Origin of the sequence: Bradyrhizobium nanningense, assembly GCF_004114535.1 — a bacterium.
Lineage (GTDB): Bacteria > Pseudomonadota > Alphaproteobacteria > Rhizobiales > Xanthobacteraceae > Bradyrhizobium > Bradyrhizobium nanningense.
The window spans coordinates 130,465-144,641 of the sequence record NZ_LBJC01000081.1; the positions used below are offsets into that span (position 1 = coordinate 130,465).

Below are 14,177 nucleotides of genomic sequence, written 5' to 3' on the forward strand. Positions count from 1 at the left end.
TTCGGTCCCCTCTAAGATGCAGCCTTGAGCTTCGGCGCCGCGGCAGGCTTAGGCCTGCCGATCTTCGCCAAGGCTTCGCTGCGCACAAGCTTCAGGCCTTCCTTGGCGTCGTAGCCATGAATCTCCTTCACATCGAGCTTGCGCATGAAGTCGATGGTTTCCTGGGTGATGACCTGGCCCGGCACCATGATCGGAAATCCGGGCGGATACGGGATGACGAAGTTCGCCGAGACGAGCTCGGGTCCCGCTTTCAGCCGCCGGTCGATCTCGGGATCGTTGAGGCGGATGTGCTCGCAACCTGCGACGTCATAAGCGGCATAGAAACCGGTGCGGATGTCGCCTTCGTTGGTCTTGCTGCCGGCATCGCCGCGGAAGCTCGGGTGGAAATGCGAGAAGTTCGGCAGGTCCGGCACATCGGTCATCAGGCTCTTGACCCGCGCCTCGAAGGTCTTCCTGGCGTTAGCGCCTCCCTGCATGAGGCCCTGGTCGATCTCGCCGGCAATCTCCGCAAGCACCCGAACCAGGTGAGCGACGTCGCTGCGGGTGTTGTTGATGTTGGACTGGACCAGGACCGAATTGCGCGACGTCTTGTTGACCTGGATGTTGTACTCATTGGCCAAAATGCCCTTGAACTGGGTACCATCGTAGCCGGCCGTTCCGCACACCAGCGTCATGCGGGTCGGGTCGAGGCAGAACTCGTCCTCGTCGAGACTCCTGAGCGTATTGGCCCAGTTCACCCCGGCTGCGAGATAGTCGGTAAAGCCGCTCTGGCGGTACTGCGCCGGCACCATGGCGTCGGCGCCCAGCACGCGGAAGTATTTCGAGATCAGCGGATTGTTGTTGACGGCGTGACGGATGGCGAACGCGATCTCGATCGCATTGGCGACGAGGCCGTAACCTTCAAGCTCCATCTGCCGCCGCGAAATGTCGAGGCTGGCGATGAGCTGCTGGTTCGGACTGGTGGAGGCGTGCGTGAACACCGCCTCCTTGAACTGCTGCTCGACCGTGTGGAATTCGACGTCCTTCACCGAGAGCATCGAGCCTTGCCGGATCGCCGACATCGACTTGTGGGTCGAGTTCGTCTGGTAGACACGAAGGCGGATCTGCCGCGGGTTGGGGATGAGCCTGGTCTTGAGCAACACCTCGTCCGACGGGTTCTTGCCGAATTCGGCCTGCTGCTTGTCATAGGCAGCTGCGGACTTTGGATCGTGCATCCACGTCTCGATCTCGTTGGCGGCCCCCATGGCAGTACGCCGACGCAGGAACGGCGAGAAGCGCGCGAAACCGAACCAGGCCTCGTCCCACAGGAAGATCAGATCCGGTTTGATGGCGAGACATTCCTCCATCACGCGGCGCGTGTTGTAGATGTGACCATCGAAGGTGCAATTGGTGAGATCGATCATCTTGACGCGGTCGAGCCTGCCGTCGGCCTTGGCGTTGAGCAGTGCCTGCTTGATCGTCTTCAGCGGCACCGCGCCGTACATCGAGTATTCCGTCATCGGGAAGGCTTCGACATAGAGCGGCTGCGCACCCGCCAGCACCATGCCGTAATGGTGGGACTTGTGGCAGTTGCGATCGACGATCGCGATATCGCCGGGCGCAAGCAACGCCTGCACCGCCATCTTATTCGATGTCGACGTGCCATTGGTGACGAAGAAGACGCGGTCGGCACCGAGCGCGCGGGCGGCCTTTTCCTGCGCCTTCTTGATGTTGCCGGTCGGCTCGAGCATGCTATCGAGGCCGCCCGTCGTGGCACTGCTCTCGGCGAGGAACAGGTTCGGGCCGTAGAACTCGCCCATGTCGCGAATCCAGTCCGACTTGAAGATCGACTTGCCGCGGGCGATCGGCAGCGCGTGGAACGTCCCGATCGGACGCTGCGCATACTTCTTGAGATTGTCGAAGAACGGAGTGTCGTATCGGTCCTGGATGCCTTCGAGGATCGACAGATGCAGTTCCAGCAGCTCTTCCACCGAATAGAAGATGCGGCGGACGACGTTGGCCTCGGGATTGCCTGCCAATTCCTCGACGTCGCGATTCGAGATCATGTAGAGGTCGAGTTCCGGCCTGACCCGTTTGATGATCTGGGCGAGCCGGAGCGCCGACGCGTCGGATTCGTCCTTGAGGCCGGCCGTAGCCATGATCGAGCGAAGGACGGGCGCGTCGTGTCGCGACCGCAGGCCAAAACCCTCGTTGATGATGACCGCGGCAATGTCGGGATTGAGCATGGTCGCGCAGAACGCGTCTTCGAGGTTGCCGACGATGACGGGCTCATAGATGAAGCCGTCGACCGGACGACGCAGCTTGCGCCATTCGGCGGCGAGTGCCGGCCACTGACTTGACGAAACACCGGTCACGATGAGGGTTTCGAAATAGGGCCGGCGCGCCGTATGCCCGCCAAACGACGGCGGCACCAGCTCTGGCACATCGCCATTGCCCTCATCCTTGGCGCTCCAGTCGCCGGCGTGCTGACGGAAAGACCGGGTCGCCAGCGCCTGGGCGATCTTCGTTGCAAGCGCGAACGATGTGGAGCCGTCGCCCGCGGCGGCGGCTTCCCGCAGCGCTGCCATCAGGTGCAGGCCGGGATAGCCGTGGAACTCCTCGGTGACCGAGAGCTCGGCCAGCGCTGCATCGTAAGCCGCGCGATTGCCGACCCGCGCCCAGCTCTTCGCTGCTTCCACGAGATCGCGCCAATCGTCTGCCCGCGCTCCGGGCCCGGAAAAGAATCGATCGATACGCTTCTCTGCGGAGTTGGCATCTTTGGACATGTCTCTCTCCCGATCCCAGAAATTGTGATGCGGATCGTGGCCTCACGGCCCTCCCCTCCATTGATCCAAGTCAACGGTCTGAGGGATCTTGAAAAGCTTCGGCAGCGCGGATGCATTTCGCAGCGCAAAAACCGTTAGCCGCCCTTCGCATCGCTGCCGCCCAGCACGTTGTCGAGCGTTCGCAGCCATTGTGCACTGTCGGTCTTTTCGGCCAGCCCCTCCGCCCGCAGGAGATCGCGAAGCTGCGCGTGCGCGCCAACGATGCAGAGTGCGATGTGACGCGAGGCCAGCTCGTCATAGAGATCGTGCAGCATGCGCGCGCCGGCGAGATCGATATAGGGCGATGCCGAGAGATCGCAGACGACCAGCCTGATATCGGCTGATGTGCCCAGTGCGTTCAGCACCGCCGCCAGGATCGTCTCGGCATTGATGTAGAGCAGCGAGGCCTCGGGGCGAAACGCGATCACGCCGACCAGCGGCTCCACGCCCTCGTGCCTGGCGCTATCGGAATAGCGGCCGGTTCCCGGTAACCGCCCCAGAAATGCGATATTCGGCTGCGACGCCCGCGCGAGCAGCAGGAAGATCGACGCGATCGCAGCGAGCAGCACGCCTTGAAGGATGCCTAGCAGCAGCACCGAAATCAGCGCGATGGCCGCCGCGTAGAAATCGATCCGGCTGACCTTCCACATGCGGATCAGCGCGGGAATGTCCACCAATCTGTACACCGCGGCAAAGACGATCGCGGCCAGCACCGCCTTGGGAAGATTGGTCAGCAGGCCTGTGAAGAACAACAGACACAGCGCCAAGGTGGCCGAGCAGATCACCAATGCAAGGGGCGTACGCGCGCCGGCATTGTCGTTCACGGCCGATTGCGATAACCCTCCGGCGACCGGGTAGCCGTGGCCGAATGCCGCGGCAAGGTTGGCGGCGCCCAAGCCGAGAAATTCCTGCCGAACGTCGAGCGCATATCCGTGCTTGGCAGCGAAGCTGCGCGCGGCCGACACACCTTCGATATAGGCCAGCAACAGACAACCCGCAGCAATGGGGAACAGCTCTTCGGGCTCAACCAGCCCAAAGGTCGGAACGGCAAGGGCCGGCAATCCCTCGGGGATCTTGCCGGTGACCGGCACTCCCATGGCAGGCAGTCCAAGCAGCGTAGCCGCAGCGATCGAGAGGGCCACGATGGTGATGCCGACCGGCCGCCCCGGCAAGAGCCGCTCACCGAGCAGCAACAGCAGGAGCGCCACGGCACCGACCGTCAGCACCAGCAGATTCGTATCGCCAAGCTGGCCAACGATGTGGATGGCCCGATCGAAGAAATGGCGACCGCCGCCGGGAATGCCGAACAGGCTCGACAATTGGCTCATGATGATGGTGAGCCCGGCGCCCGCCTTGAAGCCTACCAAGATGCTGTCGCTGACCAGACGAACGAGAGTAGAGAGCTTGAACAGCCAGGCGATGAGACATAGCAGCGCCACCGCGCAGGCGACGAGACTGGCAATCTGCGCATAGCGAACCGGATCACCTGCGGCGAGCGAGCCGACCGTGCCCGCGATCATCAGCGAGATGGCCGAGGTGGGTCCGATGGCGAGCTGGCGCGAGCATCCGAGCAGTGCGTAGCCGATACCGCCGAGAATATAACCGTAAACGCCGATCTGGGGCGGCAAGCCGGCAAGGGCCGCGTAAGCCAGCGACACCGGGATCGCGTACGCGGCCAGCGTGATGCCGGCCACTGCATCGGAGCGTAGCCAGGCCATGCAATACTCCGAGAGCCAGCCGAACGGCGGAAAGAACCGCATCCAGCCGACCCGCGGATCGAACGGCGGCTTCATGAGCTCACCTCGGAGCGCACGACTTCGCACCGCAACAGCACGATCAGCAGCGCGACGACGGGAAGACCCAGCGCAAGGTCCGGAACAACCTCGGTCAAGAGCGCCCCCAGCGCCGCGCCAAGACCGAAGGCACCGCACACGGCCGTGAAGACGCCGGACCGCCGCACCGTCCCAACCGCGGCCGCCCCGGAAGCCACCGCAAAGATGCCCTCGATCGCCTGGCGCATGTTGCCCGTGATCATCACCGTGCTGTACGTCGCACCCTCGACCTTGGTGAAGACCGCCGCCTGCATCGCGGCGACGAGCGAAATCCCGAGCGTGCCGGCAATCTCGGGCATCCGATTATGGAGAATGCCGACGCCGACCAGAAGGAGGATCTCGACCAAGGTGCTGATCGCGCTGGCCCTCTCGCCAGCAGCGCGGCGCAGCCAGGCGGCCATCACGATGCCGACCGCGAAGGCCATGATCGGAGGGACAAAATGCAGCGCCCTCGCCCAGTCACCAGCCATTCCGTAAACCCAGAGAAAGACCAGGTTCGCCGTCTGCGCGTTCGCCATTACACCATGGACGATCCAGGTATAGGCGTCCAGGCAGCCGCCAGCGAAGGCCAGCAGCAGTGCGACGGTGATCGTTTCGTCGCGGCGCAGCAATGAAGTCGCGGCAATACCCTGTGAGCTCATGTCCGAGACGTCGTGTGTCGCCGATCTGGCGGTGGCCCATTGACGCCGCGCGGGCGCAGAGAAGGCTTGACTTGAATCAAGCCTCCGAGGGGCTTTGAGGATTCAATTTCCATCGGAACAAACGCGCTGGGGAATCGCGACCATGGACACCATCAGGTGGATCATCTCCACCGCTCCCGAAATCTTTCTGCTGATTGCGGTTGCCCTTGGGACCGTGCTCGGCCGGATCAGGATCCGCGGCTTCTCGATCGGCACCACCGCATGCACGCTCATCGTCGCCGTGCTCATCGGTCAACTCGGCAGCTTCGCGTTTCCGTCCGTGCTGCGGGTCATCCTGTTCAGTCTGTTCGTGTTCACGATCGGCTACAAATCGGGACCTGAATTCTTTGCCTCCTTGAGCATCCGCACTCTGGCCCAGGTCGCGATGGCGCTCGTGCTTGGCGGCACGGGCTTGATCATCGTGCTGGCCTTTGCGTTTACGGTCGGCCTCGATCCAGGCACCGCTTCGGGGCTTGCGGCAGGTGCGCTGACTCAATCCTCAGTCATCGGCACTGCCTCGGGCGCCCTGGCGCAGCTTGGGCTGCCGAAGGCACTGCTCGAGCAGCAAGAGGCGAATATCGCTGCCGGCTACGCCGTCACCTACGTTCTCGGATACATCCTGACGCTCATCTACGTCCCGTTCGTTGCGCCCAAGCTGATGGGGGTCAATCTCAAGGACGAAGCCAAGAAGCTCGAGATCGAGCTTGCCGGGGGCGAGCCTCCCAAGACCGAGAACCTGCATTACCGCAAATTCCAGGCGCGCGCCTATCGCGTCTCGGCGGCCGCGGGCCGAACCGTGAAGGCTATCGAGGAGGAGATCGGCAGCCGCACCGTCATCGAGCGCATTGTGCGCCAGGGCGCCGACATCGAGCCGCATCTCGACACCGTACTCGAGGCCGGCGATGACATCGTGATCGCCGGGCGGACAGCGGTGATCGTTGCAGCGCGGCCCGTGCTCGGCACCGAGATCGACGCCGACGAGATCCTGAAGGCGATGCCGGGCAATGTGGTCGATGTGCTGGTGGACAACCGCAATCTGCACGGCCGTTCGGTCCAGGACGTCGCCGATCGCGTCGGCAGCAATGCGCGCGGCGTGTTCCTGCGCACGCTGACACGGATGGGGCGCGAGGTGCCACTCAGTCCTGACACCCGCATCTATGTCGGCGACGTCATGACCCTGGTCGGCACCAGCCGCAACATCGAACGTGCAGCCGCGCAGGTCGGGCAGATCTTGCGCACCGGCGATCGTACCGACATCGCCTTTCTCGCGGCCGGCATTGCCGTCGGCCTGCTGGCCGGCCTGATCAGCTTCAAGGTCGGAGGCATTGCGCTGACGCTCGGCGGTGGAGGCGGCGCCTTGATCGCCGGCCTCGTCTGCGGCTGGTTGCGGTCACGCCGCCCGACCATGGGCGCAATGCCGCCTGCCGCGCAGCAGACGCTGAGCGACCTCGGCCTCGGCGGCTTCATTGCCGCCATTGGCCTCGGCAACGGCCATGCAGCCTGGATCGCGATCCAGGCGCATGGCTTGCTGCTGGTCGGCATGGGCCTCGTCGTCACGCTCGTGCCCCTGATCGTGGCGACGCTGTTCGCGTACCACGTGCTGCGCATGAACCCGGTCGTCACGTGCGGCGCGCTGGCAGGAGCCATGACGGTCGACGCGGCCGTAACGGGGGCCTGCGAGGTCGCCGAAAGCCAAACGCCGGTGCTCGGCGTCGCCGTGCCCTATGCGGTGGGTAACGTCGTCCTGACGGTGCTTGGTCCCATCATCGTGGCCGCGACATTACCGGCTGAGGAGGACGGGATGCGGTCGTATTCCTCAATCCAGCGACTGCGAGCAGTGCTGCTCGCGCTCGCTTGTCTGATCGCGCCGGCCCGTGCCGATGATCAAGCTGCCCCGCGAGGCATTCAGGAAGAGATCTGGGCTCTGCCGTCGCCGCTCCCGATGTTCGCTTATCTGGTGCGCCCCGTAGGCGACGGCCCCTTCCCGCTGGTGATCATGAACCACGGCGTGTCGCTCAACCCGACCGATCGCAGCTTCTTCCCACTGGTCGAGTTTCGCGACGCTGCCAAATGGTTTGCCAGGCACGGCTATCTCGTGGTGGCCCCGGTCGGCACGGGATATGGCGCCTCCGCGATCGACATCCCCGAGCGCGGGATCTACGGCCCGTTCTTCTCGAAGGTGGGCAAGTGCACCAATCCGAATTTCCGCGATCCGGGTCTTGCCGTCGCCCAAGTCGACCTCTGGATCATCGACTATATGGTGGCCGAGAAGCGCATCCTGCCTGACGGCGTGATTGTGGTCGGACAATCCGCCGGCGGATGGGCCTCGATCGCGCTGTCGAGCCTGAACCCGCCGCAGGTCAAGGCGATCATTATCTTCGCCGCAGGTCGCGGCGGCCGGGTCGGCGGCAAGCCGAACAACAATTGTGCGCCCGACAAGCTGGTTGAGACCACGGGCGAGCTCGGCCGTACCTCACGGGTGCCGATGTTGTGGATCTACATCGAGAACGACACGTTCTTCGGGCCAGTACTGTCGAAGCGGATGCATCAGGCCTTCACGGCCGCGGGCGGCAAGGCCGAATACCACCTGATGCCGCCGTTCGGCAACGAGGGGCATTATTTCATCGGCTCGCCGGATGCCATTCCGATCTGGTCGCCGCTCGTGTCCAATTTTCTCGACAAGCTCAAATAGCCGCCACGAGAACCTCGGAGTTCAAGACATGGCACATTGCGAAGCTGCAAGGCCGGTGTTTCTCACTCAGGCCATTCTTGCGGCCGTTCTATCGGCGACCTGCGCCGCGGCACCCGCCCTTGCCGAGATCACGCCCCGCGGACAGCGCACGGCCAACGATATCAAATACGGCGACTGGAAGAAGCTCTGCTTCAAGGCCGCTGGGGCCCCGCTGCTTTGCAGAACCACGATCTCGGGGACTTACGAGACCGGGCAGATGGCGGTCCGGATCGATCTGATCGAGCGGGAAAAAGACGGCAATGCGCGCATGCAGATCTTTGTGCCCGTCGGCATGTACCTGCGAACACCAGCGAAGCTGAAGGTGGACACCGGCCAGTACCACCCGATTCCCTACAATTGGTGCCTCAGCAACAGCTGCATCGCGGGCGACGTGGCGAGTTCGAAACTGGTCAAGGAGATGGAGACGGGAAAGACGCTGACGTTGGAAGTCGTCGATTCCAATCTCCTGTCGCTGACGACGTCCCTGCCTCTCGCTCAATTCCGCGCCACCCACCAGGGGCCGCCGGCGCAGACGCTCGAGCAAGACATCGACGAGTGACGGATCGCCCGCCTGCTCTCAGGCGTCGTACTCGGCCAGCCCCTTGCGGTCGAGCAATACGATTTGTCGCTGTGTCGCTCCCTCGAACTTCAGCATTTTTTGGCCGCGCAGTGTGGAGCACGCGCGCGAGACCGTTTCGAGGGTCAATCCGAGATAGTCTGCAATGTCGCGACGGCTCATTGGCAGTACCAGGATCCTGGGATGGCCGAGCCGCTCGTCGAGCTCGAGCAGAAACGCGGCCACTCGCTCCAGCGCCGTCTTTCGGCCGAGCAGAAGCATGTGGTTCTCCGCATGCTGGAGGTTTCTCGTTACGAGGCCGAGAAAGCTCGAAGCACCCGATTCCCGGCCTTGCATCGTTTCGAGCAGGCTACGCCGCCTCGTGATGCGAACCCTGGTCTCGACTACAGCTTCCGCGGTAAAACGATGAACTGCGCCATTCTCGAGACCGAACATGTCGCCTGGCAGGTGGAATGAATTGATCTGGCGGCGGCCGTCGGAGAGTAGTTTGTAGGTACGCACCGCTCCGGCGATGATCTGGTAGACGTACTCCGTCTCCTCGCCTTCGCCGAAGACCTCCGTTCCTCTGCGATATCGAAATTCACTGCAGAACACGCGCTCGCCGGCGAGTGCTGCGAGATGCCCGTCAACCGGACGGCTGCTGGGGGTGTTGGTCCTGAGCAGCATCGTGAAAGAACTCCGACTGAATTGACAATACATGAATGCTAGGCAGGAAGCGGCCGAGCGAATTTGATCTGCAGCAACTTTAAGTCCCGCCTAGGTACTTGCCCGGAAGCGGCCCGGCCGCGTCGCTTGCGAATCCGCCTTCAAAACGCCTCAGAAGCGCCGAATTGCCAAAAACCGATAGGACGCTTCAAAGGCGTGGAGTTGCGTCGGATCAACAATGCACGTCGAAACTCATCTAACTTGCAGCAACTTTGGGGATGGCTTCCTGCCGTCGTGTGCTCAAAGCGCGACCGGCGTGGTCACAGCAGGCGCAAGCTTTTCCGGCAAGCCAGCGGACTCTTAGAAGCAACGAAATGCCTGCACGATCATCTTCGGGCCTGATCTTGACCGTACTGCTGCTTCTCGGCTTCGCCGGCCAAAGCGCTCACGCATCAATCACAATCCGAGTTCAGCTTTCCACCCAGACGATGCTGGTCGCCGTCGACGGAGCCGCGTATGCGACCTGGCCAGTCTCGACGGCGCGGCGTGGATACCGCACTCCCACCGGCACATACCGGCCCTATTCTCTCCAGCGCATGCACTATTCGAAGCTCTACGACTTCACGCCGATGCCCTATTCGATCTTCTTCCACGGCGGTTACGCAATTCACGGGACATTTGAAGTCCGCAATTTGGGACGTCCCGTATCCCACGGCTGCATTCGGTTGGCGCCAGAACGAGCGCAATCACTGTTCGAATTGATCCAGGCTCAGGGACCTCAGAATACGACGATCGAGATCTCGCCTTGACGCAAAGGCATCGCGCCATCTCGGCGGACGCCAACGATCTTAGCCGGCCCCCTGGATCGGCGCAGCCTCGGCAAAGCATCGACCCGGCACGTCGATTGGCGGCTTGCAAGCCGCTTTCCGAGGCTTGAGTAGGTCTCGCGGCTGCAGGCGCACCGGTTCTTTGTCCAGCGCTCTGCGCTTCAATTGCACCGTTGGCAACCTGTCGCTCTTCCCCGAGCGATCTGCGTTCTGTTCGGACCGAGGTCCTGCCGACAGGCCAGGTAGTGGAATGGCCTGGTGAACGGCCATCGCCGTCGTCATGCCCGCGATGTAGATGAGTGAATGCAACGTGAGTGTCTTGAAAAGCATGATGCTGCCCATTCCACTTGTGTCCGTTCTGGACATCGCCGCAAGAATTAATCAAGGCTAGATCGAAGTCCCCACGCCGGCTTGATCTGGCGCAAACGCGGCGCAGCCTAAGTAAGCATCCCTAGCCGCCGCCCTCACCGCGGCGGGCCTGGCTTTCAGATAAGCAAAGCCCCGGCACAAGGCCGGGGCTTCGTAGTGAGACAGGTTTTGAACGCTGGTATTCAGCGACGTCCGACGCGATTGACGGGACCGCCGCGATTCATCGGCGTTCCCGGCCGTACCGCCTCGCGAGCGGCAGCACGGGCGACGGGCCGCGGTCTCAGCACGACGCCGGCTCTGGCGACGCAGCTGGGCGGATAGTCAATGTACTGGCAGTACACGACCGCGGCCGCCGGGCCGCTACTGACGGTCGTTCCCACGACAGCCAATGATGCGCTCATGACCAACCCGGCAAGGGTCAACGATCTGATTGATGGGGGCAATTGCACGAGAACCTCCTGACTGCTTCGGCACCAACAGAGGTTCAATAGCAAGGCGGATATGGAGCGTACCCGCAAGCCCTCGGATGGGTGTAACGGTAGCCACCGTAAGCCGCCGCTCCCGCTGCTGCCGCACCGTAGTACGCGCGGCGATGGACCCGGCGATTGACACCCGCGACACTCATCGGTGTTAGAGGCCGCCCGACCCTCGCTTGGGCGCTATCCAGCGATACGGTGAGAAGGCTTGTCGACGATGGCTGAAGTGACAGCGGAGCTGCCACGAACATCGATAAAGCCGCGATCAGTCCAAGACGTTTGGCAATTCCCGTCATGCTCATCTCTCCCAATTTGGTCGTGATCGGAGCTACCGTGAGTTCATCCGTCGCCGGACCGTTGATAAAGATCAACAGAACTTCAATTTGCACACCGGGAAAGGGAGCTGAACTTGTTGGGCGTCGCCCAGGGTACCAGCACGTCTTGCTAGTCGCCACGCCCGCACACCGCCTCGACCGAGGCGATGAGCAAGCTCGGCTTGAACGGCTTGTTCAGATAGGCTGCGCAGCCGGACGTCATCGCCGCCGACCGACAGACTTCGCTGTTGTTGCCGGTGACGAAGATGACGGGCACCGCAATACCACTGGCCGCAAGCTGACGGCGCAAATCGATTCCGGATTGGCCAGCCAGATCGATGTCCAGAACTATGCAAAGAGCCTGGTCAAACTTTTCATGCTGGAGCAGCGCCCCGGCCGAGTCGAATAGCGTGGTGTCATAACCATGCTCGCGGAGAAGCCGCTTCATGCTTCTTCGGAAGGACGGGTCATCGTCGACCACATAAATTGATTTGTCTGCAAGCACGATGCGCGGCTTTCTGTCGAGATAGGCGAAGGCAGCACGCCCTGCAGCTTCGTCCTGCGCATTGCGCGCCTCGAAAGTCGGACCGTCAATAACCTGCGCTATTGTCCCTTCGTACAGGGGGCATGCCTAGTTCTTAGAAGCGCTAGGATCGATCAACCCAAGTCGCTCCGCGATCGATACGAGTTCTGCGAACGAATGGACTCGCATCTTTTCCATCACCTGGTGGCGATGCGCCTTGATCGTCCGCTCCGTCGTTCCAAGCTCGTGAGCAATTTGCTTGTTGATCTTGCCAAGCACGATGAGGTCGAAGACTTGCCGTTCACGGGGCGTCAGGGACGATAAAAGCGCGCGAAATGCGTCTAGCGTGCTGCGCTGGTTCTGCGCGGCGATCTGACGCGACATGGCGCGCTCTATCGCGTCGATCAATTGCTCTGACGAGACCGGCTTCGTCAAAAAGTCCTCGGCTCCGGCCTTGATCGTGCGCACGGTCGTCGCCGTATCCGCGTAGCCGGTCACGAAGACGATCGGCAACGTCGAACCGATCTCGATCAGGCGGCTTTGCAGATCGGGACCGCTCAAGCCCGGTATCTTCACGTCGAGCAGCACACAAGCAGGCTGCTCACCACTCGGCAGACGCCCGAGCAATTCCGCCGCCGACGAATATGTTGCGACGTCGTAACCCGCCAGCCTCAGCCGGCGTTCTATTGCCGTCCGAAACGATGCATCGTCGTCCACCACAAGAACCAAGCCCGGCAATTCTACCTCTTAGCCACAGAATGCTTTGAGCAGAGCGTCCCTTGGCTGAACATCAGCGCAAGGCCATTAAAACCAGAAGTAAATTCCGTCCATCTGAACGACATCGTGCTTAGCAAAACGGTTCAAATCGAAACATAGGGTTCAAAAGTAGCATACCAATGTTGGCCTTCTCATCCCGGGCACGAACCTTCGACCCTGTCCCCAGGTACAATGTCCCCAGAGACAATGGACGAAAATATCCTCTTTAGTCGTAAATCAACCTCGGCGGGAGTAGGATAGCGCGGCGCATTCTCGCAATGGAATTCTGAATCTGAGACCAATTCAGCCATACGTTGAGGAGTTGGCCCATGTTTGTGCGCATCACGACCGATCCCACTCGCCGCCCAAATTCACTTCGCGACCTCGGAATGACCAGCTGCTCGAACCCGACTGTCAGTCTAAGCGAATTTTCTTACAAGAAAGGGACTGAGATTTACGGCGAGAAAGAGGCCGCCGAATACGTGTATCAGGTCAAGACGGGTGCAGTGCGAAGTTACAAGCTCCTGTCGGACGGACGGCGTCAGATCGGCGCGTTTCACCTTGCCGGCGATATCTTCGGACTGGAGAACGGCGATTCGCACCGCTTCACGGCCGAGGCGATCGTCGATACCACCGTCCGGCTGATCCGCAGGCAAACCCTGGAGCTGGTGGCCGACATCGATCCCGTCGTTGCCAACAACCTGCTCAACATGACGACGAATAACCTTCAGCACGCCGAAGACCACATGCTGCTGCTGGGGCGCAAGACATCGCTGGAGCGTGTTGCCGCCTTCGTGCTCGAGATGGACCAGCGCCTGACCGGAGCCGGTGTCATAGCTCTCCCCATGTCGCGGCGCGATATCGCTGACTATCTCGGTCTGACGCTCGAAACCGTTTCGCGCGCTTTGTCGCGGCTGCACGAGCTTGGCATCATTGCTTTTCTTGGCACCACACAGCGTCAGATCGTATTATCGGACCGGCAAAAGCTCGCTATCATCGATCTTCAGGGCTGAATCCGGGAGCGCCGATCGCAGCGAGGTGCTCAAGCGTCTTGCGCAAGACTTCAAACAGCACGGCGGTCGACCAGCCGAACAGAAGGATGCCGTTCATGGCGGTCATCGGCCCGGTCAAACGCCACGCTTGAACCGGCGTGATATCGCCGTACCCCAGCGTGGTGTAGTTAACGAAGGCGAAATAGAGCAGATCGGATTCCGCGGGCGCAGCGCCGAGGTTCAAATAGGCGAGCGCCCAGACCAGGACCTCCAGCGTGTGCGCGAGCATGAGCACCGCTGCCGTCGCGACCATGACGGCCATCAGCTGCAGCCTCGGCCGGTGGGTGTGCCTCAAGCCGGCGGTCCGAGCGATGCCGATAGCACCGACGGTCACAATCGCATGGATCATGATGTTGATCGCGCTGACGAGAGCGCCAGCCAGGAATTGGAGTGCCATCCGGGTCGAACGAAGCTCAACTGCGCTTGGGCGAGGTCGGGTCGAGGCGCTGCCTTTGTGCTCTCATGCGTTTGATCTCTTTTTGCAGCGCTTCGGTCTTCTCATCGCGCTGTTCCGACCCGGTCTTCTGCAGTTCGTCGCGGCGCAGCTTTTCGAGCGCCTTCTCAACCGAGAGCTTGGTCGTGCCGGCCATG

The 14,177-nt window shown here is 61.9% G+C and carries 14 protein-coding genes and 1 pseudogene; 5 read left to right on the forward strand and 10 right to left on the reverse strand.

The window, feature by feature from the left end:
• Window positions 1–11: 11 nt before the first annotated feature.
• From XH84_RS37715 to XH84_RS37725, 3 genes are all read right to left on the reverse strand, one after another.
• Window positions 12–2,765, reverse strand: a complete 2,754-nt coding sequence (locus XH84_RS37715) for a beta-eliminating lyase-related protein (RefSeq protein WP_128919574.1) — start codon at window positions 2,763–2,765, stop codon at window positions 12–14.
• Window positions 2,766–2,899: 134 nt separating this feature from the next.
• Window positions 2,900–4,597, reverse strand: coding sequence for a SulP family inorganic anion transporter (locus XH84_RS37720; RefSeq protein ID WP_128919573.1), 1,698 nt, complete (start codon window positions 4,595–4,597; stop codon window positions 2,900–2,902).
• Complete coding sequence (locus XH84_RS37725; protein ID WP_128919572.1) at window positions 4,594–5,277, reverse strand: YoaK family protein; 684 nt, start codon at window positions 5,275–5,277, stop codon at window positions 4,594–4,596. The genes XH84_RS37720 and XH84_RS37725 overlap by 4 nt, the downstream gene beginning before the upstream one ends.
• A gap of 142 nt (window positions 5,278–5,419) precedes the next feature.
• Here XH84_RS37725 and XH84_RS37730 point away from each other — a divergent pair.
• From XH84_RS37730 to XH84_RS37740, 3 genes and pseudogenes are all read left to right on the forward strand, one after another.
• Window positions 5,420–7,096: pseudogene (locus tag XH84_RS37730) on the forward strand (aspartate:alanine exchanger family transporter); the annotation flags it as partial.
• Between the two features lie 21 nt (window positions 7,097–7,117).
• Window positions 7,118–8,008 carry an alpha/beta hydrolase family protein gene (locus XH84_RS37735; RefSeq protein WP_128919680.1) on the forward strand — a complete coding sequence of 297 codons (891 nt, stop codon included), beginning with the start codon at window positions 7,118–7,120 and terminating at the stop codon, window positions 8,006–8,008.
• A 28-nt stretch (window positions 8,009–8,036) separates the two neighbouring features.
• Window positions 8,037–8,606: an invasion associated locus B family protein gene (locus XH84_RS37740; RefSeq protein WP_128919571.1), complete on the forward strand. Its 570-nt coding sequence runs from the start codon at window positions 8,037–8,039 to the stop codon at window positions 8,604–8,606.
• A gap of 18 nt (window positions 8,607–8,624) precedes the next feature.
• Here the strand turns inward: XH84_RS37740 and XH84_RS37745 are convergent, their stop codons facing one another.
• Entirely contained in the window at window positions 8,625–9,290 is a 666-nt protein-coding gene (locus XH84_RS37745) for a helix-turn-helix domain-containing protein (protein WP_128919570.1), read from the reverse strand.
• 383 nt (window positions 9,291–9,673) lie between these two features.
• On the opposite strand from XH84_RS37745, the gene XH84_RS37750 reads away from it, so the two are divergent.
• Window positions 9,674–10,078: a L,D-transpeptidase gene (locus XH84_RS37750; RefSeq protein WP_245471996.1), complete on the forward strand. Its 405-nt coding sequence runs from the start codon at window positions 9,674–9,676 to the stop codon at window positions 10,076–10,078.
• A 39-nt stretch (window positions 10,079–10,117) separates the two neighbouring features.
• Here the strand turns inward: XH84_RS37750 and XH84_RS37755 are convergent, their stop codons facing one another.
• The 4 genes from XH84_RS37755 to XH84_RS37775 all read right to left on the reverse strand — a co-directional run bounded on the left by XH84_RS37755 (window position 10,118) and on the right by XH84_RS37775 (window position 12,516).
• A complete protein-coding gene (locus XH84_RS37755) occupies window positions 10,118–10,438 on the reverse strand; it encodes a hypothetical protein (RefSeq protein ID WP_128919568.1) in 321 nt (106 codons plus the stop codon).
• 209 nt (window positions 10,439–10,647) lie between these two features.
• On the reverse strand, window positions 10,648–10,866 hold the full coding sequence (locus XH84_RS41270; protein ID WP_128919567.1) for a hypothetical protein: 219 nt from the start codon (window positions 10,864–10,866) through the stop codon (window positions 10,648–10,650).
• A gap of 519 nt (window positions 10,867–11,385) precedes the next feature.
• Window positions 11,386–11,760: a response regulator transcription factor gene (locus XH84_RS37770; protein ID WP_128919566.1), complete on the reverse strand. Its 375-nt coding sequence runs from the start codon at window positions 11,758–11,760 to the stop codon at window positions 11,386–11,388.
• Window positions 11,761–11,886: 126 nt separating this feature from the next.
• Window positions 11,887–12,516 carry a response regulator transcription factor gene (locus tag XH84_RS37775; RefSeq protein WP_128919565.1) on the reverse strand — a complete coding sequence of 210 codons (630 nt, stop codon included), beginning with the start codon at window positions 12,514–12,516 and terminating at the stop codon, window positions 11,887–11,889.
• 347 nt (window positions 12,517–12,863) lie between these two features.
• On the opposite strand from XH84_RS37775, the gene XH84_RS37780 reads away from it, so the two are divergent.
• Window positions 12,864–13,547 carry a helix-turn-helix domain-containing protein gene (locus XH84_RS37780; protein ID WP_128919564.1) on the forward strand — a complete coding sequence of 228 codons (684 nt, stop codon included), beginning with the start codon at window positions 12,864–12,866 and terminating at the stop codon, window positions 13,545–13,547.
• Here XH84_RS37780 and XH84_RS37785 read toward each other — a convergent pair.
• On the reverse strand, window positions 13,528–13,983 hold the full coding sequence (locus XH84_RS37785; protein ID WP_128919563.1) for a potassium channel family protein: 456 nt from the start codon (window positions 13,981–13,983) through the stop codon (window positions 13,528–13,530). The two genes, XH84_RS37780 and XH84_RS37785, sit on opposite strands and share 20 nt — an antisense overlap.
• A gap of 16 nt (window positions 13,984–13,999) precedes the next feature.
• The gene (locus XH84_RS40265; protein ID WP_164936273.1) at window positions 14,000–14,176 is read right to left on the reverse strand and encodes a hypothetical protein; all 177 of its coding nucleotides are present in this window, start codon (window positions 14,174–14,176) and stop codon (window positions 14,000–14,002) included.
• Window position 14,177: the final 1 nt, after the last annotated feature.

Coding starts and splice junctions, on each gene's coding strand:
- XH84_RS37735 (WP_128919680.1), top strand. CDS start 7,118: ATGCGGTCGTATTCCTCAATCCAGCGACTGCGAGCAGTGCTGCTCGCG.
- XH84_RS37715 (WP_128919574.1), bottom strand. CDS start 2,765: ATGTCCAAAGATGCCAACTCCGCAGAGAAGCGTATCGATCGATTCTTT.
- XH84_RS37755 (WP_128919568.1), bottom strand. CDS start 10,438: ATGGGCAGCATCATGCTTTTCAAGACACTCACGTTGCATTCACTCATC.
- XH84_RS37745 (WP_128919570.1), bottom strand. CDS start 9,290: ATGCTGCTCAGGACCAACACCCCCAGCAGCCGTCCGGTTGACGGGCAT.
- XH84_RS37725 (WP_128919572.1), bottom strand. CDS start 5,277: ATGAGCTCACAGGGTATTGCCGCGACTTCATTGCTGCGCCGCGACGAA.
- XH84_RS40265 (WP_164936273.1), bottom strand. CDS start 14,176: ATGGCCGGCACGACCAAGCTCTCGGTTGAGAAGGCGCTCGAAAAGCTG.
- XH84_RS41270 (WP_128919567.1), bottom strand. CDS start 10,866: ATGAGCGCATCATTGGCTGTCGTGGGAACGACCGTCAGTAGCGGCCCG.
- XH84_RS37785 (WP_128919563.1), bottom strand. CDS start 13,983: ATGGCACTCCAATTCCTGGCTGGCGCTCTCGTCAGCGCGATCAACATC.
- XH84_RS37740 (WP_128919571.1), top strand. CDS start 8,037: ATGGCACATTGCGAAGCTGCAAGGCCGGTGTTTCTCACTCAGGCCATT.
- XH84_RS37720 (WP_128919573.1), bottom strand. CDS start 4,597: ATGAAGCCGCCGTTCGATCCGCGGGTCGGCTGGATGCGGTTCTTTCCG.
- XH84_RS37780 (WP_128919564.1), top strand. CDS start 12,864: ATGTTTGTGCGCATCACGACCGATCCCACTCGCCGCCCAAATTCACTT.